Origin of the sequence: Flavobacterium sp. (assembly GCF_050696275.1) — a bacterium.
Classification (GTDB): Bacteria; Bacteroidota; Bacteroidia; order Flavobacteriales; family Flavobacteriaceae; genus Flavobacterium.
On the sequence record NZ_JBOGUT010000008.1, the window covers coordinates 102182 to 121350 of the forward strand.

A 19169-nucleotide genomic window follows, 5' to 3' on the forward strand; every position below is an offset into this window, starting at 1 on the left:
ATTACAAATTTTATATATGAAAAACGTCCCGATTTTGTCGGGACGTTTTTTTTATGAAATTAATATAAATTACTGGTAGTTAGCTATTTATGTTTAATTAATTCAAAATCCATGCTCTTTTTGATTTGTTTTTTTGTAAATTTACCTTCTTTAAAAAAAAGAGGTGTACTAGCTTCTGAAATTCCAAAATAGAAAAACTTGAAGTCTCCAAAAACAAATTATTACTTTAAATAATTGAGAAACGATTGTGTTTTTCAAATTGTAAATACATTGGCTTTTCAATAAAAGTAGATGTTATTCAAATCTTTTTTTAAATAATTAAATCGTACAGGTATGAAAGTAATTAAATTAATTTCAAAAATTTTTCTAGTTGGATTGTTCTTGATGTTATGTAGTAATACATATGCACAGGATCCAGTAATGGCAGCGCCAAATGTTTATAAAAAAATACTCCTTAATAATGAAAAAGTAAGAGTAATACAAATTGAATTTGCTCCAGGAGATGTAGCGGTTTGGCATCATCATCCTGATCATGTTGCTTGTGCTTTAACTGATGGAAAAATTGAGATAACCGACAAAGGTAAAGCGCCTGTTGCTATTGACCTTAAAGAAGGTGATGCTCTTTTTATTCCTGCTGTGACACATATGGCAAAAAATATCGGAACGACCACAATAAGAATGGTAGTTACTGAGATAAAACATGGAAAATCTAAAAAATAACATTTTCAGACATTAAAATGAATTAGTATTTCTAATTGTAAAGAGCCCGTTTTGTGAAAGCAAAACGGTTTTTTTGTTCTCATATAAAGTAAATGTAAAGTTAAATTGAAACACTACTTTTAAAATTTCATTCAATCCTAATCCAAAATTAAGCAAATCCAGTTTTAAATTGTTAAAATCCAAAATACCAATCATAGTTGACAAAAGAAAAAATAGTGTCAGAAATTGACAATTTCAGTGCTTTAAAATCGAGTTTTTTTGAAAGTTTTATGCTAAAATTAACAAGTGTTAATTTTAATTTTTTTTCATTTTAGCAGGTAATATTCATATTACTTTTGAAGAAAAAATTTAAAAACTATGAATGAAATTACTTCTTATTGGTGGATTATCTTAATTGTATTATCCATCTTATTTTACAAATTTGTATTACGGGTTTTCTTTGGAATGGTAATTGTTCCCGAAGATAAAATTGGATTAATAACCAAAAAATTTGTGCTTTTTGGATCTAATAAATCTTTACCGGATGGTAGGATTATAGCAACTAGAGGAGAAGCAGGTTTCCAAGCACAAACATTAGCCCCAGGTTTGTATTGGGGTATGTGGATTTGGCAGTATTCTGTCGATATGACTTCTTTTACCATTATTCCGGAGGGAAAAATCGGATTGGTATTAAGTAAAGATGGTAAAGAAATACCTACTGGTAGAATTTTAGCAAGAAAAGTGAGTTCCGATAATTTTCAGGATGCTACTGCTTTTCTGGATAATGGTGGGCAAAAAGGGCGTCAAACAGCTTTCATTACTACAGGTTCATATCGTATTAATACGTTTCTTTTCGAGATTGTGATTGCTGAACAAGTTAAGATTTTCGAAAATATGATTGGAATCGTAACAGCTCTTGACGGTGAGCCTATTCCTATAGGACAAATTGCCGGTAAATATATAGAGGGGCATAACAATTTTCAGGATTGTGATGAATTCTTAAATCAAGGAGGAAATAGAGGCTTACAACCACAAGTGATGTTGGCGGGGTCTTATTATATTAATATTTGGGCTATTCAAATCGAACAAAACCCAATGACAGATGTACCAATTGGATATGTTGGTGTTGTGATTTCTTATATCGGAGAAGACGGATTGGATGTTACTGGAGATACTTTCAAACACGGTAATATTGTGTCCAAAGGTCAGCGTGGTGTATGGATGGAACCTTTTGGACCCGGAAAATATGCTTTGAATAAATACACTACAAAATTGGAAGCTGTTCCAACAACGAATCTGGTTTTAAATTGGGCTAACGCAAGAAGCGAATCTCATGATTTAGATAAAAATCTTTCTACAATTACAGTACGCTCAAAAGATGGCTTCCCTTTCAATTTAGATGTGGCACAAATTATTCATGTTCCAGCAAATGAAGCACCAAAAGTGATAGCCCGTTTTGGAAGTATGAATAATCTTGTTTCTCAGGTTTTGGAACCAACAATCGGTAATTATTTCAGAAATTCAGCTCAAGACAGTGATGTAATTTCTTTCTTAAGTACGAGAAAAGAGCGTCAGGAATCGGCTAAAAACCATATTAAAACGGTTTTGGATGAGTACAATGTAAACGCTGTTGATACTTTAATTGGTGATATTGTTCCTCCGGATTCACTGATGAAAACGCTAACGGATCGTAAGATTGCAGAAGAAGAGCAAAAAACTTACCAAACACAAAAAATGGCGCAGGAACAACGTCAGGGTATGGAAAAGGAAACGGCAATTGCCGATATGCAGAAAGAAATCGTTAGAGCTTCTCAAAGTGTTGAAATTGCACAAAGAACAGCTGATGCGACAGTTAAGAAAGCTGAAGGTGATGCTACCAGTCTTAAATTGAATGTAAATGCCGAAGCCGAAGCTACTAAAATGCGTGCTAACGCCGAAGCCGAAGCAACTAAAGCAAGAGCAGGAGCACAGGCGGAAGCTACTAAGTTAACAGCAAGTGCCGAAGCGGAAAGAATTTCTAAAACAGGTTTAGCAGAAGCTGAAAAGATTATGGCAATCGGTAAATCTACTGCTGAAGCTTATCAGTTACAGGTTTCTGCAATGGGTGGTGACAACTTTACGAAGTACAAAATTACAGAAGAAATCGGTAAAGGAAACATCAAAGTAATTCCTGAAATATTAATTACCGGAGCCAATGGTTCTGAAGGCGGTATCAGTGGTCTTCTAGGTATGAAACTGATGGAAATGATGGATACCAATAGTGAAAAAACGGAACCTAAAAAGAAGTAATTTTTTAGGAACAGAAGATATCCGCTTTGTGAAAACAGAGCGGATTTTTTTTGCCGAAACAGATTTCATAATGTATCTGCAATAAATGAATTATATTTGTAATACATTTAAATTCAGTACTTTAATTTTTTATTAGTAACGTTTTAATCATTATTTATTATGAAAAAATATCAGTTAATCGGTATTCTTTTGGTTTTTATTGTTCTCTTAATTTTAGGCTGTAAAAATTCTTCCAAAAAGAAATTTGATTCGGCAGAAGCTAAAGCGAGCATAGAAGCCAGAGGTAAAGTATTCGTGGATGCTTTTAATAAAGGTGACTCAGTTGGTCTGGCAAATTGTTATACGAAAGATGCAAAATTCATGCAGCCTAACGGAAAATCAATAGCATGGAGAGAAAATATTCAAAAGCTTTTTGGTCAATGGATGAAGGCCGGAGTCCCTAAATTCTCAATGAAAACTATTGATGTCTGGGGCAATGCAGAAGCGTTGGCTGCTGAGGAAGAATGGACTATGACTGACAAAGAAGGAAAAATTATTGACAGTGGAAAATCGATAGAGATTTTTAAGAAAGAGGATGGGGTATGGAAATTGTACCGTGATTGTTATAATTCGGATCTGCCTTGCCCGAAATAAGACTAACAATGACTTTAACGATAATGTATAATCCGTTTTGTTCACGCAACGCGGATTTTTTTATATTTAAAATTAGGCACATTATACTTTTAGTAAAAAGTATGGACTTATAAAAGGGTTTTAAGGGGCTTTTTTGTATAAATAAATTCTTATATTTGAGGTAATAACCTTAAAAACAATTAATTATGATGACTTACATTTGGTGGGCTATTTTTGGCCTAATCGCAGGAGGAATTGCTAAATTGATTATGCCTGGTAAAGATCCCGGAGGATTTATTGTGACGGCACTAATAGGAATTGGTGGAGCTGTAATAGGCGGATTTGTCGGGAATTCGTTAGGATTTGAAAGCGCAGGAGGATCTGGATTAGGCTGGGGCCTTATTTGGGCAATCCTCGGAGCCTTATTGATTCTGTATGTTTGGAAAAAGTTTATTGCGCCCAACTTCTTTAAAGATCAAAGCCCACAATAACAGCTATAGATATATAAAAACCCGAAGACTACTTTTCGGGTTTTTTGTTGGATTGTATATCAAAATACCGATCAGGATAATCTGTTATTAAACCGTCAACTCCTAAATCAATCATTTTTTTCATATCATCCGTTTCGTTTACGGTCCACGGAATTACCTTTACTTTCTTTTTGTGCAGATACCGAATCGCTTTCGGAGCCAATAAAACAAACTCCGGACTATAAACATTCGGAATAAACCCTAATAATTTTAGGTTTTCTTCAATAGAAAGTTTGTTTTCGACTAATAAAACGGTTTTAAATTTAGGTCTTATTTTATGCAGATATTGCAAGGTCCTGACATCGAATGACTGGATAAAAACCCTGTCGCTACTATTCTTTTCTTCAATAACTTTCAAAAGCAAATCGACAAATGTTTCCGGTTTAGGGTGAAAAACAGCATCACCTTCCACAGCACTTTTGGTTTCTATATTGTAATAAATAATCTTGTTGGGATATTTCTTTTTGATATAATCCGAAACGCTGTCAATAACTTCCGCTAAAAGGGGTTTATAAGTTTTAATTTTCGTCTGATTAAGAAATTTGGGATGTACTTTTGAACCGCAATCGCATTGACGGATTTCATTGTAATCCATCTGATATAAATTGAAATTTTTTTCGTTTACTTCCGAAATTTCATCCCCATTCTGATCCAGGCAAATCTCGTGTGATAAAAAAGGTTCATGCGAAAGAAACACCTGATTATCCGCGGAAATAACAACATCAAGTTCTAATGTGGTAACACCTAAATCTACTGCTCTTTTCATGGCTTCAATAGTGTTTTCAGGCATTAGTCCCCGGCAACCTCTGTGCCCTTCAATATCAAAATCCTGAGAAAAGGAATGTATACAGAACAACAACGCAAAGGGAAGAAAGTTTTTCATCGGTTATATCAGTTTTAAATTTTCTATTAGATAATCTATATCTTCTTTTGTATTGTAATGACTGAATGAAATACGTAAACTTGGTTTTTTTAAATCCTCAGCGTCTAAGATTTCTGCCAAAACGTGAGAAGGTTTTATACTTCCTGACTGACAGGCACTTCCACGGGAAACAGCGATACCTTTCATATCTAGATTGAATAATATCATCGAAGTTTTATCTTCTGAAAAAGGTAAAATAACATTCAGGATGTTATAAAAGGTTTCAGTAGGTTTTCCATTGAATTTCACTTCCGGAAAATGTGCCAGAAGCTGTGAAACTGTGTAATCTTTAAGTTCGGTAATGTATTTTTCTTCTTCAGCTAAAGTGGAATAAGACAATTCCAATGCTTTTGACATTCCTACAATATTATGCACGCTTTCGGTTCCGGCTCTTAGGCCTTTTTCCTGCTCACCACCAAGTAATAATGGAGTTAAGACGATTCCTTTTCGAATAAAGGCAAACCCAACTCCTTTTGGACCATGAAATTTATGTGCGCTTGCCACCAGAAAATCAATTGAAGATTCCTGTAAATTAAAAGGTGTTTTTCCTATAGATTGAACGGTATCAGTATGAAAATAAGCGTTGTATTGCTTGCAGATTTTGACAATTCTTTCCAAGTTTAAAACAGTTCCGATTTCGTTGTTAACGTGCATCAGGCTGACTAAAGTTTTTCCTTCCACAGAAAGTAAATCAGAAAGATGAACCACATCAATGTCTCCTGAAGGTAAAATATTGACATAATCAACAGCAATCTTATTTTGATTTTGAAGTATCTGTATGGTATGCAAAACGGCATGATGCTCAATTTTGCTGGTGATTATCCTGGTTACATGGAGATCTTTAATACAAGATTGAATAATAAAATTATTAGCTTCGGTAGCACAAGAAGTAAAAATGATTTCCTGAGCCGAACAATTCAGGTTTTTAGCAATGCTTTTACGTGAAAGTTCGATTAAATTTTTTGAATTTCTTCCGAAAGAGTGGGTTGATGATGGATTTCCAAAATCTTCCGATAAAACTCTGGCCATTTCAGTAACCACTTCGGTTCTGATTTGTGTTGTGGATGCGTTATCCAGATATACTTTTTTCATCGTTGGCAAAGATACTAATTTTATATATTTGGAGATAAATTTACTGTTTTGAAGAAAATTCTCTTATTGTCTGATACTCATAGTCATATCGACGAAGCTATTTTAAAATATGTTGCTATGGCTGATGAAGTTTGGCATGCAGGTGATATTGGGAACCTCGAAGTTACTGATGTTATCAAAAAAATAAAGCCTCTTAGGGCCGTTTATGGCAATATTGATGATGCAAAAGCCAGATTGGAATTTCCGCTGCACAATCGTTTTATGTGTGAAAATGTTGATGTTTGGATTACCCACATTGGCGGTTATCCTAATAAATACAATCCAAATATTAGAGTAGAATTACAGATGAATCCGCCAAAATTGTTTATTTGCGGTCATTCACATATTCTAAAAGTTCAGTTTGATAAAAAATTAAATTTGCTGCACATGAACCCAGGAGCTGCCGGAAAAAGTGGTTTTCACACGGTAAGAACAATGTTGAGATTTACGATTGATGGTGATAAAATTCAGGATTTGGAAATCATTGAATTAGGGAAAAAGTGATTTAGAGATCTACTTTTATCATGATTTTCGTTCCTTCGTTAAGCTTCGATTTAATTTTCATATCACCATTCATGTTTTTTACCCGAGCACGAATTTGAGTAATACCGAAACCATTTGATTTACTGATATTTTTTGCTTCAAATCCTTTACCGTTATCTTCGATAGTGATGTGTAGCTTGTTGGTTAATTCTTCCAGACTTAATTTAGATTTTGATGCATTACTGTGTTTCATGACATTGTTGAGTAATTCTGAAACGATAAAATACATTTTGGTTTCAAATTCAGGATTATACCGTCTGTCTTTTGGTAAAGTGGAGAAAAATTCAAATTTGATTAACGAATTGGAATTGTTTTCGCATAAATCTTTTAGAGCGAATTGCAGTCCAAGCTTCACTAAAAGTGGTGGTACCAGTTCATGAGACAGATCCCTTACTTTATCGTGAGCGTCTTTGAGTAAAGTTCTGGTCTTTTTTAAATCATCAATTTGATCTTTGTTTAAATTGCTTTCAAAGGCTGATAAATGCAAACCAACAGAAGATAAAAGAGCACTCACATGATCGTGCAAAATCCCTGAAATTTTATTTCTTTCCTGATCTTGGCCATCAAGCGTGGCACTGATAATTTTAAATTGTAAATTACTATCGATGTCTTTAAGCCTGTTTTTTTGTTTTAGCAGTAAGTTTTGATAATAAAAATAAAAAATAAAGCCTGCGAGAATAAATAAGGAAGCAAATAATAATAATATTTTTTGATTTCTGGCCTGTTTTTCAGACATGAGTTTCTCTTTTTCCTTAAACTCGCTTTCTACTTTATTAATAGCATACTTAGTTTCGATTTCCTGATTGATTTTTTCAAATCTTCCTGATGAGATTCCTTCAATGGCATCAATATATTTCTCATTATAAATCAAAGCATTCTTATAATCACCTAACTTTTCATAAGCGTATGAAATGTTCAGGTAAGCAGCTCCCACCAATTGCTGGTTATCCATTTTAGGATATAATTTTAAAATTTCAAAATATTGCTGGATGGCTTTCCGGTAATTTTTTTCGGTTGTCATATAAAAAACACCGAAGTCGCTATTTGTTGTGGCGATGTAGTCCTTATTTCCGGTTTGACGGGCTAAAACAATAGTACTGTCTAAATACTTCTTGGTTAATTCGTCGTTTTTTTTCGCAATATAATATTTAGAAAAATTACTGTAATTATTGTACTTGTCAATTAAACTGCCGGATTTCTTACTGTAATAATCAATTTTTTTTAAGTAATATTCAATACTGTCTGATTGAGTATCATAATGGATTTTAAGTAATCCCTGGTATGACTTTAAAATGAGCTCGTTATTTCCAAGTTGTTCGGCTATTTTTTTAGCTTTATGAAGGTATTTTTTAGCTTTGGTATATTCAAATATACTGCCATTGATATTACCGATTGCTCTGTAGACCAAAACCTGTTCGGCTAATAATTTATTTTTCTCAGCTATATCTCTTGCTTCAAATAACGTTTTTAAAGCATTTTCATTGTCATTAAATTTCCTGAATAATTCTGATTTTTTTATCATGATGTCACAGTAGGCATCATATTTTTTATCTGTTAGATAATAATCGGATTTTTCGCGTACATAATTAAATGCCTTAACAGCATTATTGCTCTCTAAATATATAGAGATAGAATCTGTTTTGGCTTTCGGGGTTTGAAAGCCAAAACAGAAATTACCTGTAACTAAAAATAAGATTACGAATTCTTTCAAGAAAATAAAAATTTATTCATTAATCACCACTCTTGGTTTTCTGATTACAGCACCGGATTTTTCGTATTGCTCGAAAATAGTGTCAATTGTATTGTTTATAAATGACACGGTTGCTGTTTCATTCTTAAAACTGGTTGAAGGCTCTTTTTCACCCGGATTTAATTTTATTGCAATAGTATATTCCCCGCTGGCTTCTGTTAAGTTATAAAAACAGTTATCTGGGATTTCAAATGCAGCTCTAAAATCAGAAGCATTCATTTGTTCAAAAGAGTAGTTTCCTAACATGTCGTAAGTCATAATATTTGGATTTAAATGTTAATTTTCAATTAAGTTGTGTTTGGCAGCAAATATCACTAATCCCACAGAACTTTTTACGTTTAATTTTTTCATCAAATTTTTGCGATGAGTTTCAACGGTATTCACGCTGATATCCAGCATTTCGCTGATGTCTTTTCCGCTTTTCTCCTGACTTATCAGATTTAATATTTCTAATTCCCTGGCAGTTATACTTGAAATAATTTCTTCAGGATTCATCGCATGATTTTGAGAATTGTTAGTGAAGATATTAAAAATCTTGTCTTTTATGGTTGAAGAGAAATACTGCTCGCCATCAGCAACTGTTTTTATGGCATCGATGATGTTTTCACCAGCACATTGTTTAGTCAGATAACCACTGGCTCCCAGTTTGATGACTTCTTTGATCAGTTTTGCATCGTCATAGCTTGATAAAATAATGACTTTACAGGTAAATCCTTTTTCATTAAACTCTCTCAGTACCTGTATACCATCCTTTTCAGGCATATTAATGTCCATCACTAAAATATCAGTACCGTTTTTTGCTACTCTGTCTACCAGATTTTCTCCATTTAATGAAAATCCAACAACTTCAAAATCGTTGTTTGTTTTTAAGACGGCTAGCATCCCATCAATAAGTACTTGATGGTCATCTGCTAAATGTATTTTTATTTTATTTTCCATATCGACTAAAAGATGTTTCAAATGTAGTAGAATATAAAGTTACTTGAAATACCTAAAATTAATGATTTTTTCCTCACTAATTTCAGTTAGAAAACAATTGTTTTTAAGAGAAAAAGAAGATTGCAAATTGGTATTAACAAAAATAAAAAAAGACAATCTATTCCGTTATTTTTTTTATAAAATATTGTAAATTAAATAATTAGATGATAAGTGAGTTGTTGGTTTTTTGTTGTTTTGACATTGAGGTTAAAAGTTACGTTAAAAATCCCATTTAGATCTTCAAATTCTTCCTGATAATTAATAAATGAAGTAGTATGTTAATCGTCTGCATTAACTAAATCTACAGTATAAACACATTCTTTAAACCATTTGGAACAAAAAAACCATTCCTAAATCAGGAATGGTTTTTTCTCGCACTAATAAACTAAGATGAAAGGTTTATCTTAATCGATCCACAGATTTTACGAGATCTTCGTCCTTCTTAATGGCTCTGTTAGCTATAACTAACAGAAAGATAGTCACGATAGGAAGAAACATCCCAATACCCTTCTCGGAAACTTCCGTTTCTCCAGATACGTTTAGCGTTCGATACACAAATAATCCTAGTAAAATTAAGTTCAATATTATATTCAATCTGTTCATCACAAATTGATTTTGTCTTTTTTTGAATGATAATAAACTCAAAATGGATAGGGTAGTACTTAACCCAAAAAGAACGGTATACAGCATACTTTGCATAAAATAAAAAACAACACCGCTTTCAAGCTTCCATAGGTGGAAAACAAATGGCAAAGCGCCCGTTGTTATTACTGCAACCAGTAAATATATACTTTGTATTCTCTGAATCATTATTAAAGTAGTATTATGTAACAAAAATATATTTTCTTTTCATAAAAAACTATTGTTTACTTAAATAAAATTTGTAATATTGCAATAACAATCCGTAAGCACTTCATACTTCGGAACATAAGTTTCAAAAAAAATCTCATTTACATCTATCATCCAAATTAACTTAATACTATAAACATCTATTTATGTTTGATATTTCTGTTTTAAAAGAAATGAAGCTCACAGAGCTACAAGAAATTGCTAAAGTTGCTAAAATTGCTAAATTCAAAACACTTAAAAAAGATGAATTAGTTTATCAAATTTTAGATTACCAGGCGGCAAATCCTGAAAAAATTGCTCCCGAAAAAATTACTCCTGAAATCAGTAATAAAATAGAAGCTGAAAAGCCAAAAAGAGCCAGAATCAGCGATAGTAAACCACCGAAAGCAAGCAATAACGATACACCTCCTGTAAAAAAAGAGGTTCCGCAACAAGAAATAACTTTTGAGGAAACACCAAAACCAGTTGCTCCAAATCAAAAGCAGCGTCCTCCAAAAGTAATCAGGTTTAAAAAAGACGAAAATAATGTCACTCAGGTTGACAAATCACATAAAGTTCACAATAAGACAGAGAATAAGCCTGCAACTGTAGAAACTACCGAGGAAATAGCTGTAGAAGCTGCTCCAGTTCAAGGAAACGAAAACGCTGTTCAAAACCCAAATCAGACTAATCAAAGAGCGGTTCCTAACACAAATCCAAACCAACAAAATAATAACCCGAACGCAAAACACAAGAAGAATAATAACTTCAGAGAACCGGATTACGAGTTCGAAGGAATTATTGAAAGTGAAGGTGTTTTAGAAATGATGCCTGACGGTTACGGATTTCTTCGTTCTTCAGATTATAATTATCTGGCTTCACCTGATGATATTTATTTGTCAACATCACAAATCAGATTATTTGGTTTAAAAACAGGAGATACCGTAAAAGGAGTGGTTCGTCCTCCAAAAGAAGGAGAAAAATATTTTCCATTGGTTAAAGTTCTAAAAATCAACGGTCATGATCCTCAAGTGGTACGTGACAGGGTATCTTTTGAGCACCTGACTCCGGTTTTCCCAACAGAAAAATTCCGTTTAGCAGAAAAAGGAAGCTCAATCTCTACTAGAATTATCGATTTGTTTTCACCAATCGGGAAAGGACAGCGTGGTATGATTGTAGCACAGCCTAAAACCGGTAAAACAATGCTTTTAAAGGATATTGCTAATGCAATTGCTGCCAATCACCCTGAAGTATACCTATTAGTTTTATTAATTGACGAGCGCCCTGAAGAGGTTACAGATATGCAACGCAGTGTGCGTGGGGAAGTGGTAGCTTCAACTTTCGATAGAGAACCGCAAGAACACGTAAAAATTGCCAATATAGTACTTGAAAAAGCCAAACGCTTGGTAGAATGCGGACATGATGTGGTAATTTTATTAGATTCGATCACACGTTTAGCCCGTGCTTATAACACAGTTCAGCCGGCTTCCGGTAAGGTTTTAAGTGGTGGTGTAGATGCAAACGCACTGCAAAAACCTAAACGTTTCTTTGGTGCTGCCCGTAATGTTGAAGGCGGTGGTTCGTTAAGTATTATCGCAACAGCATTAACAGAAACCGGTTCTAAAATGGACGAAGTGATCTTTGAAGAATTCAAAGGAACAGGTAATATGGAGCTGCAATTAGACAGAAAAATAGCCAACCGTCGTATTTTCCCGTCAGTTGATCTGACTTCATCAAGTACACGTCGTGACGACTTGTTATTGGATGAAAAAACGATACAGCGCATGTGGATTATGCGTAAATATCTTGCAGATATGAACCCTGTAGAAGCTATGGAATTTATAAACGATAGATTCAAGAAAACCAGAAACAACGAAGAATTCTTGATTTCGATGAATGACTAAAAAAAATCCCCATTATTTTAGACTGCACCCAAAAAGTTAGACACTAATTTGGGGGCAGTTCATTAAAGTTGGGACTTTTTTGTTTGGTGGTAACTGGAAATGATACAACATTAATTGAAAAGAAAATTCCTAGCCCTGATAGCCCCCCTTTTTGTTCTTGTTATTGCGAAGAGGAACGACGTGGCAATTTTAAAAAAGATTGGGAGTGGTATATTGGTTATTGAGATTATGCTGGGATTGTGGAAGTGGATTGTGGAGGTTCCTCCTTCGTCGGAATGACAAGTTTAGGAAAGTGGTTTGTGGTTTTTACAAAAGGCTGCGTGAGGGGTAGAGGCGATATCCTTTTTTGAGGAACGAAGAAAAGATACAGTCTCGTTATTTCCAACGAGATCACGCCCAATTAAACGAAACAGGCCAATGTAACCCCTAAAATTATCATGGAGATTTTGGCGATATTGAATTTATGGCCTTCGTAATGATGCTGAACAGTTATCGCTTTTTTTTCTAAAATATTCAGAAGGAGTTTCTCCGGTGGCAATTTTAAATGCTTTAAAAAAGGCATTTCTGGAATTAAAACCTGCCTCATTTCCAATACCTTCCAGTGAAAATTGTGACCATTCGGCATCATATCGGTGCCGGATGATATACTCTATACGGCAATTATTGATGAAACTGGTATAATTGGTACCGAATTCTTTATTGATAACATGCGATAAATGATGCAGGGGAATATTCAAATCATGGGCCATGTCTTTCAGTAAATAGTTTTTGATGAGAAAGGCCTTTTCTTCATGGATCAGTAATTCAATTTTGTCTTTATATTCTTTACTCTTTACAGGAGATAATTCAAAAGTCTTTGAAAACGTCTCTTCCTCTTTTTTTAATTCAACAGTACTCTTATCTCTATACAAATGGCTTAATCCATACAATATTTTCGGCTTGAACATGAGCAGTATGATACAAGTAAGGATAAAAAACACAGGAGGCATGACGGAATATTCCCTATAAGTATACTTATCAAAAACGAGTAACTCCACAAGAGATATCAGTATGGCTACTACATGAATGCTCGTAAGCCTGGTGAGCCAGAACCAAATATGATTGTTTCGTGTAATCCACAAAGGATTTTTTTTACGGAATTGCATCAATAAATGAATCGTTAATGCAATATAGAAGAACCACAATGCGGTTTTCAAAAAAACATGAACATCCATCGGGAGCATGAAAACAGAAGAGGGCGGAAGTTTTTCGGAATGCAATAAATACAACGTCAGGGAAAGTTGTTTGGAGCTGGCTGGAAGCAGGTAAAAAGGAATGAGTTCGATACAATGCAATACTGCAGGGGCAAAATGAAGAAAATTCCATTTGCTGAATTTTTTTCTTCTTTCCAGAACAGATTTTATATATAAATATAAGAGTGAACCGGGCACAAAATCAACAGGAAAACTGAGAACCCAGAGATAGGCATGTTTCAGTAAGGGAATAGTGCCCTGAAAAAAAGTCCAGCAGCCAATAACGATGATGCAGGAAATAAGGCAAAGCAATACCAGGAATTTATAATAGATATGGAATTTGTTCTGGATAAGAATAATGAGCATACATAATAAACTCATAAAACAACTAAGGTAACAAAAGATTAATAAGGCAGTATTCATTATTGGATAGTGAGATGTTTATTGTTCTTGGCGTATTTAAAAAAAAGCTTTTATTCAAATTAGATACTCTTAATTTATAATTCTTATACTTAATTCTTTCAGATTGAATATGCCTGGTAAGCATTTGCAAATCTACACTAATTCCTAATTTTTTTTGTGCACAATTATAAAGTGGAACAGTCTCTTTTTATAAAAAGGCACTATTCAACAAGGGAAAAAACTATCAAAAAAATAATCTTGTTCCTAATTTTGGGATAGAAAAGGCTCACAGCACTATTCTGTAAAATGTGCAAAATTAATATAAGGCTAAAAAAACAATTAGTAAAACGAGGATGATTATTCTTTTAAAACAGATTTAATATATGGAAAACTTTACTCAAAAAAGATTTGATTTTTTTAAGTGTATATTTTTACTCCTGCTATTTTTTACCAGCTCTCACTTAGGAGCGCAAACCTGTTCGGGGCTTAAGTCTATCTACCAGACTAAAGGAGCTTCAGGTAATGTAGATATATATGAGTATGATTTGCAAACGCAGACCTTTGTGAATATACATACTTTAACTACTGGGGTAGATACGGGATCCGGTGCTGCTTCGGCCTACAGTTCCGTTACGGGATTATTGTACGTCAACGGCGCTGCTACCCACACTATCAGGGTTTTTAATCCTGCGGCTAATTTTTCTTATGTTGGAAGGATTGATCTTACCAGTATGGGAGCCTTGGATATTTATGCCAGTATGTTTTCAGTAGGAGATTATCTTTATTTCAGGGATGATAACGGGCTCACTTCTTTAGGAAGGTTTAATGTTGCCAATTTAGATTTGACCAGTGGTGTTGCCACTGCTGCAGTCGATAGCTTTATTGTAAACGGTACTAATATTATTAACAATCAATGCAATGATTACGCGTATTATAACGGAGCCTATTATGGTATTACAAGAAATGGTTCTACGACTACAAGTTGTAGGCTGGTTATTATTGATGACGCTACAAAGACACTTACCACAAGGATTTTAAATCTTACGAATCCTTCTTCAGTTCATAATCTGGATTCTTCTGGAGCCAATGATTTTGGGGCGATTTGGGTGGATAATAAAGGGACTTTATTGGCTTTTAATAACCCTACGGGAAATGTTTACCTGGTCAAAGATGTGGGTAATGCATCATCGACTGGTATTAGTTGGGTGCTGCCTTCTGGCTCGTCTGTCAGTAATGATGGCTTTGGCTGTGATGCATTAGACCTGTTTACCCCGGTATTAAACATAACACCTCCTAGTTGTAGTGCAGCAGGCACCGCTACCATAACAAACTATTTGGACGATCCCAATATAAATTACATATTTTATGATGCTGTTGGTAATGTTGTTAATTATCCTTCAGTGGGGCCGGGCGGAGTAATTACTGGTCTGCATTATGGCGAAGAATACACTGTATCCTTATATATCATAGATGTAGACTTTACCTCCAGTCCATCAGAACCGTTTACGATTTTGGATATACTGACACCGGTAACAGCTAGCGTAACACCTACCAGTGTAACGACTACTTGTGCTACACCAAGCGTAGCATTACTGGCCACAGGAGGAGTGTCTTATTCTTGGAGTCCGGCTGTAGGATTAAATGACCCCAACATTTCTAATCCTATAGCTACTCCAACGAATACGACTACCTATACGGTAACGGTAACAGGTGCCAATGGTTGTACCGCTACTGCTACAACTACTATAACAGTAAATAACACCCCGATAGCGCCAACGATAAGTTCCACTCTGCCTACTTGTTTGGCAGCAGGCACCAGTACGATCAGTAATTACAATGCGGCGAACACGTATACCTTTAACCCAACAGGACCAACGGTGGATGGGACAGGCCTAATCTCAGGAATGGTCATTGGTACTTCGTATACCGTGACGTCAGCAAATGGGGTTTGTCCTCTGGCAACATCAGCACCGTTTAGTAATGCGGCAGTACTGGTAACTCCTGCAGTTCCGACAATAAGCAGTACGGCACCGACTTGTTTATCTACGGGTACCAGTACGATTAGCAATTATAGTGCGGCGAATACGTATACTTTTACTCCTGCAGGACCTACGGTTGGTGGAACAGGCTTGATTTCAGGAATGGTTATCGGGACTTCGTATACGGTCACTTCAAACAATGGCAGTTGTACTTCAGGAGCTTCGGCACCGTTTAGTAATGCACCAATACTGGTAACTCCAGCGGTTCCAACGATAAGTTCCACAGCGCCAACTTGTTTAGTAGCAGGTACCAGTACCATTAGTAATTATAGTGCGGCGAACACCTACACCTTTAGTCCAACAGGACCTACGGTGGATGGGACAGGATTGATTTCAGATATGATTATCGGTACTTCGTATACGGTTACTTCAAACAATGGAAGTTGTACCTCGGGAGCTTCGGCACCGTTTAGTAATGCAGCGGTACTGGTAACTCCTGCAGTTCCAACAATAAGTTCCACAGCACCAACTTGTTTAGTAGCAGGAACGAGTACCATCAGCAATTATAGTGCGGCGAATACGTATACTTTTACTCCTGCAGGACCTACGGTTGGTGGGACAGGATTGATTTCAGGCATGGTCATCGGTACTTCGTATACGGTTACTTCAAGCAATGGCAGTTGTACTTCGGGAGCTTCGGCACCGTTCAGCAATGCACCAATACTGGTAACTCCGGCAGTTCCAACGATAAGTAGCACAGCGCCTACTTGTTTGGTAGCAGGAGCGAGTACCATCAGTAATTACAATGCGGCGAACACCTATACCTTTACCCCGACAGGACCTACGGTGGATGTGACGGGTCTAATATCAGGAATGGTTATCGGGACTTCGTATACGGTGACTTCAAATAACGGCAGCTGTACTTCGGGAGCTTCGGCACCGTTTAGCAATGCAGCGGTACTGGTAACTCCAGCAGTTCCGACAATAAGTTCCACAGCACCAACTTGTTTAGTAGCGGGAACGAGTACCATCAGCAATTATAGTGCGGCGAATACCTATACTTTTACTCCGGCAGGACCAATAGTAGGAGGAATAGGATTGATTTCAAATATGATTATCGGTACTTCGTATACGGTTACTTCAAACAATGGCAGTTGTACTTCAGGAGCTTCGGCACCGTTTAGCAATGCAGCGGTATTGGTAACTCCAGCGGTTCCAACGATAAGTTCCACAGCACCAACTTGTTTGGTAGCAGGTACCAGTACCATTAGTAATTATAGTGCGGCGAACACCTACACCTTTAGCCCAGCAGGACCTACGGTGGATGGGACAGGATTGATTTCAAATATGATTATCGGTACTTCGTATACGGTTACTTCAAACAATGGAAGTTGTACTTCTGGAGCTTCGGCACCGTTCAGTAATGCAGCGGTATTGGTAACTCCAGCGGTTCCAACGATAAGTTCCACAGCACCAACTTGTTTAGTAGCAGGTACCGGTACCATTAGTAATTATAGTGCGGCGAACACCTACACCTTTAGTCCAACAGGACCTACGGTGGATGGGACAGGATTGATTTCGGGAATGGTTATCGGTACTTCGTATACGGTTACTTCAAACAATGGAAGTTGTACCTCGGGAGCTTCGGCACCGTTTAGTAATGCGGCAGTACTGGTAACTCCTGCAGTTCCAACAATAAGCAGTACAGCACCAACTTGTTTAGTAGCGGGAACGAGTACCATCAGCAATTATAGTGCGGCGAATACCTATACTTTTACTCCGGCAGGACCAATAGTAGGAGGAATAGGATTGATTTCGGGAATGGTTATCGGGACTTCGTATACGGTCACTTCAAACAATGGAAGTTGTACCTCGGGAGCTTCGGCACCGTTTAGTAATGCGGCAGTACTGGTAACTCCTGCAGTTCCGACAATAAGTTCCACAGCACCAACTTGTTTGGTAGCAGGAACGAGTACCATCAGTAATTATAGTGCGGCGAACACCTATACCTTTACCCCGACAGGACCTACGGTGGATGTGACGGGTCTAATATCAGGAATGGTTATCGGGACTTCGTATACGGTTACTTCAAACAATGGAAGTTGTACCTCGGGAGCTTCGGCACCGTTTAGTAATGCAGCGGTACTGGTAACTCCAGCAGTTCCGACAATAAGTAGCACAGCACCGACTTGTTTGTCTACGGGTACCAGTACGATTAGCAATTACAACGTAGTGAACACTTATACTTTTACTCCAACAGGACCAACGGTTGGTGGAACAGGCTTGATTTCAGGCATGGTCATCGGTACTTCGTATACGGTGACTTCAAATAACGGCAGCTGTACTTCGGGAGCTTCGGCACCGTTTAGTAATGCGGCAGTACTGGTAACTCCTGCAGTTCCGACAATAAGTTCCACAGCACCAACTTGTTTGGTAGCAGGAACGAGTACCATCAGTAATTATAGTGCGGCGAACACCTATACCTTTACCCCGACAGGACCTACGGTGGATGTGACGGGTCTAATATCAGGAATGGTTATCGGGACTTCGTATACGGTTACTTCAAACAATGGAAGTTGTACCTCGGGAGCTTCGGCACCGTTCAGCAATGCACCAATACTGGTAACTCCTGCAGTTCCAACGATAAGTTCCACAGCACCAACTTGTTTGGTAGCAGGTACCAGTACCATTAGTAATTATAGTGCGGCGAATACGTATACTTTTACTCCTGCAGGACCTACGGTTGGTGGAACAGGATTGATTTCGGGAATGATTATCGGTACTTCGTATACGGTGACTTCAAATAACGGCAGCTGTACTTCAGGAGCTTCGGCACCATTCAGCAATGCGGCGGTATTGGTAACCCCAGCAGTTCCGACAATAAGTAGTACAGCGCCTACTTGTTTAGCGACGGGAAGCAGTACCGTTAGTAATTATAATGCGGCTCATACGTATACTTTCACTCCTGCAGGACTAACAGTAGGAGGAACAGGATTGATTTCGGGAATGGTTATCGGTACTTCGTATACGGTCACTTCAAACAATGGCAGTTGTACTTCAGGAGCTTCGGCACCGTTTAGTAATGCACCAATACTGGTAACCCCGTCAGTTCCGACAATAAGTAGCACAGCGCCTACTTGTTTGGTAGCAGGAACGAGTACCATCAGTAATTACAATGCGGCGAACACCTATAGCTTTACCCCGACAGGACCTACGGTGGATGGGACAGGATTTATTTCCGGCATGATTATCGGTACTTCGTATACGGTTACTTCAAACAATGGAAGTTGTACCTCGGGAGCTTCGGCACCGTTTAGTAATGCGGCAGTACTGGTAACTCCTGCAGTTCCAACGATAAGCAGTACAGCAC

General features: G+C 36.7%; 14 protein-coding genes. 7 read left to right on the forward strand and 7 right to left on the reverse strand.

Annotation, left to right across the window (positions count from 1 at the left end; genetic code table 11):
• The first annotated feature begins 333 nt into the window (after positions 1-333).
• From ACRDEC_RS06435 to ACRDEC_RS06450, 4 genes are all read left to right on the forward strand, one after another.
• The gene (locus ACRDEC_RS06435) at positions 334-720 is read left to right on the forward strand and encodes a cupin domain-containing protein (protein ID WP_431497512.1); all 387 of its coding nucleotides are present in this window, start codon (positions 334-336) and stop codon (positions 718-720) included.
• Positions 721-1077: 357 nt separating this feature from the next.
• Positions 1078-2988: an SPFH domain-containing protein gene (locus tag ACRDEC_RS06440; RefSeq protein WP_431497513.1), complete on the forward strand. Its 1911-nt coding sequence runs from the start codon at positions 1078-1080 to the stop codon at positions 2986-2988.
• A gap of 159 nt (positions 2989-3147) precedes the next feature.
• Positions 3148-3621, forward strand: a complete 474-nt coding sequence (locus tag ACRDEC_RS06445; RefSeq protein WP_431497514.1) for a YybH family protein — start codon at positions 3148-3150, stop codon at positions 3619-3621.
• Between the two features lie 185 nt (positions 3622-3806).
• The gene (locus ACRDEC_RS06450; protein WP_431497515.1) at positions 3807-4091 is read left to right on the forward strand and encodes a GlsB/YeaQ/YmgE family stress response membrane protein; all 285 of its coding nucleotides are present in this window, start codon (positions 3807-3809) and stop codon (positions 4089-4091) included.
• Between the two features lie 28 nt (positions 4092-4119).
• On the opposite strand, the gene ACRDEC_RS06455 is transcribed toward ACRDEC_RS06450, so the two are convergent.
• Positions 4120-5013: a glycerophosphodiester phosphodiesterase gene (locus ACRDEC_RS06455; protein WP_431497516.1), complete on the reverse strand. Its 894-nt coding sequence runs from the start codon at positions 5011-5013 to the stop codon at positions 4120-4122.
• A gap of 3 nt (positions 5014-5016) precedes the next feature.
• Positions 5017-6144 carry a cysteine desulfurase family protein gene (locus ACRDEC_RS06460; RefSeq protein WP_431497517.1) on the reverse strand — a complete coding sequence of 376 codons (1128 nt, stop codon included), beginning with the start codon at positions 6142-6144 and terminating at the stop codon, positions 5017-5019.
• 48 nt (positions 6145-6192) lie between these two features.
• On the opposite strand from ACRDEC_RS06460, the gene ACRDEC_RS06465 reads away from it, so the two are divergent.
• On the forward strand, positions 6193-6687 hold the full coding sequence (locus ACRDEC_RS06465; RefSeq protein ID WP_431497518.1) for a metallophosphoesterase family protein: 495 nt from the start codon (positions 6193-6195) through the stop codon (positions 6685-6687).
• Position 6688: 1 nt separating this feature from the next.
• Here ACRDEC_RS06465 and ACRDEC_RS06470 read toward each other — a convergent pair whose 3' ends face one another.
• The 4 genes from ACRDEC_RS06470 to ACRDEC_RS06485 form a co-directional block, all read right to left on the reverse strand.
• Positions 6689-8437 (reverse strand): tetratricopeptide repeat-containing sensor histidine kinase, encoded by a 1749-nt coding sequence (locus ACRDEC_RS06470; RefSeq protein ID WP_431497519.1) that lies wholly within the window; start codon positions 8435-8437, stop codon positions 6689-6691.
• A 12-nt stretch (positions 8438-8449) separates the two neighbouring features.
• A complete protein-coding gene (locus ACRDEC_RS06475; RefSeq protein ID WP_431497520.1) occupies positions 8450-8734 on the reverse strand; it encodes a hypothetical protein in 285 nt (94 codons plus the stop codon).
• Positions 8735-8752: 18 nt separating this feature from the next.
• Positions 8753-9415 carry a response regulator gene (locus tag ACRDEC_RS06480; RefSeq protein ID WP_431497521.1) on the reverse strand — a complete coding sequence of 221 codons (663 nt, stop codon included), beginning with the start codon at positions 9413-9415 and terminating at the stop codon, positions 8753-8755.
• 438 nt (positions 9416-9853) lie between these two features.
• Positions 9854-10264: a DUF4293 family protein gene (locus ACRDEC_RS06485; RefSeq protein ID WP_431497522.1), complete on the reverse strand. Its 411-nt coding sequence runs from the start codon at positions 10262-10264 to the stop codon at positions 9854-9856.
• 185 nt (positions 10265-10449) lie between these two features.
• Between ACRDEC_RS06485 and rho the strand changes: the two genes are divergently transcribed.
• Complete coding sequence (gene rho / locus ACRDEC_RS06490) at positions 10450-12186, forward strand: transcription termination factor Rho (RefSeq protein WP_431497523.1); 1737 nt, start codon at positions 10450-10452, stop codon at positions 12184-12186.
• A gap of 461 nt (positions 12187-12647) precedes the next feature.
• On the opposite strand, the gene ACRDEC_RS06495 is transcribed toward rho, so the two are convergent.
• Positions 12648-13799 (reverse strand): helix-turn-helix domain-containing protein, encoded by a 1152-nt coding sequence (locus ACRDEC_RS06495; RefSeq protein ID WP_431497524.1) that lies wholly within the window; start codon positions 13797-13799, stop codon positions 12648-12650.
• Between the two features lie 404 nt (positions 13800-14203).
• On the opposite strand from ACRDEC_RS06495, the gene ACRDEC_RS06500 reads away from it, so the two are divergent.
• Positions 14204-19169 (forward strand): beta strand repeat-containing protein (locus ACRDEC_RS06500; protein ID WP_431497525.1); only part of this gene is annotated, 4966 nt, incomplete at its 3' end.

Bases quoted from the DNA above. Each gene is read 5' to 3' on its own strand.
- ACRDEC_RS06435 (WP_431497512.1), top strand. From the start codon at position 334: ATGAAAGTAATTAAATTAATTTCAAAAATTTTTCTAGTTGGATTGTTC.
- ACRDEC_RS06440 (WP_431497513.1), top strand. From the start codon at position 1,078: ATGAATGAAATTACTTCTTATTGGTGGATTATCTTAATTGTATTATCC.
- ACRDEC_RS06445 (WP_431497514.1), top strand. From the start codon at position 3,148: ATGAAAAAATATCAGTTAATCGGTATTCTTTTGGTTTTTATTGTTCTC.
- ACRDEC_RS06450 (WP_431497515.1), top strand. From the start codon at position 3,807: ATGATGACTTACATTTGGTGGGCTATTTTTGGCCTAATCGCAGGAGGA.
- ACRDEC_RS06455 (WP_431497516.1), bottom strand. From the start codon at position 5,013: ATGAAAAACTTTCTTCCCTTTGCGTTGTTGTTCTGTATACATTCCTTT.
- ACRDEC_RS06460 (WP_431497517.1), bottom strand. From the start codon at position 6,144: ATGAAAAAAGTATATCTGGATAACGCATCCACAACACAAATCAGAACC.
- ACRDEC_RS06475 (WP_431497520.1), bottom strand. From the start codon at position 8,734: ATGACTTACGACATGTTAGGAAACTACTCTTTTGAACAAATGAATGCT.
- ACRDEC_RS06480 (WP_431497521.1), bottom strand. From the start codon at position 9,415: ATGGAAAATAAAATAAAAATACATTTAGCAGATGACCATCAAGTACTT.
- ACRDEC_RS06485 (WP_431497522.1), bottom strand. From the start codon at position 10,264: ATGATTCAGAGAATACAAAGTATATATTTACTGGTTGCAGTAATAACA.
- rho (WP_431497523.1), top strand. From the start codon at position 10,450: ATGTTTGATATTTCTGTTTTAAAAGAAATGAAGCTCACAGAGCTACAA.
- ACRDEC_RS06495 (WP_431497524.1), bottom strand. From the start codon at position 13,799: ATGAGTTTATTATGTATGCTCATTATTCTTATCCAGAACAAATTCCAT.